Genomic DNA, 970 nt, shown 5'->3' with positions numbered 1-970 from the left:
GAATACACTAAAGAAAAATTCGATCAAGTAGTATTTGTTGAAGATGGATTAGGTTTAGGTGCAGCTACTATGGCTCGTTGTATGAATAGTATGGGTACTCCAAAAACACCATTAGGTGGAAACCAAGGAGAACATTGTATACTTAAAAAACGTATGCAACTTCAAAACAAAAAAACATAATTAAACATAAAAATTAATTATAAACTTTATTCTTTCCTTTTTTTATGATTTTTAGTATACTAATGGCTGGTGGACGTGGGACACGTTTAAATAATAAAGTTGAAAAACCATTATACAATTTTAATGGTAAACCCCTAATAGACCACGTAATAGAAAACCTTCAAAAATCAAAAGTTGATAAAATTATCATAGCACTAAGTCCACATACAAACCAAACACTAAAACATTTAAAAGAAAAAGGATTTAAAAACTTCAACCTAAACTTACTAGATTCTTATAATGAATTTATCCTAAATACTCCAGGTGAAGGATATCTTAAAGATTACAACTACATTTTAGGATTACTAGAGAAACATTCAAAAAAGGATACAGTACTATTTATCAATACTGATCTTCCTTTTATAAATTATAATATTTTAAATAAAGTTTTAAATGAATATCTAAAAATTCAAACTGATGCTTTAAGTGTTTTTGTTCCTGAAGAAATTTTCAATACCTACAACCTAGATTACAAGTATGCATATAAAGGATTAGTACCTTCAGGATTAAACATAGTTCGGAGCGAAAATATCATTCAAGAACAAGAAGATTTAATTTTACCACATATAGAACTAGCACTTAACATGAATACATTAAATAATATACAGATAGGGCTTAAATTATTAAAATAAAATAATAAAAAAAGACTTATCAAAAAGTTTATATATTTTATAACTACATAGATTTATTTAATAATATAAAAACTTTAATTCAGGCTTTTTTAAAAAAAAATATTTTATCTAAAAAAAAA

General features: G+C 25.1%; 2 protein-coding genes. Both read left to right on the top strand.

The features are described 5' to 3' along the window. Positions 1-180 (top strand): DUF2114 family protein (locus BP769_RS07850; RefSeq protein ID WP_413862371.1); only part of this gene is annotated, 180 nt, incomplete at its 5' end. A 62-nt stretch (positions 181-242) separates the two neighbouring features. Then, complete coding sequence (locus BP769_RS07845; protein WP_413827354.1) at positions 243-851, top strand: NTP transferase domain-containing protein; 609 nt, start codon at positions 243-245, stop codon at positions 849-851. Positions 852-970: the final 119 nt, after the last annotated feature.

This window comes from Methanobrevibacter sp. UBA417 (genome assembly GCF_002508845.1).
In the GTDB taxonomy this organism is placed as follows: domain Archaea; phylum Methanobacteriota; class Methanobacteria; order Methanobacteriales; family Methanobacteriaceae; genus Methanobrevibacter_A; species Methanobrevibacter_A acididurans.
The sequence above is the reverse complement of the archived record's forward strand: the minus strand, read 5'-3'. Positions and strand labels throughout refer to the sequence as shown.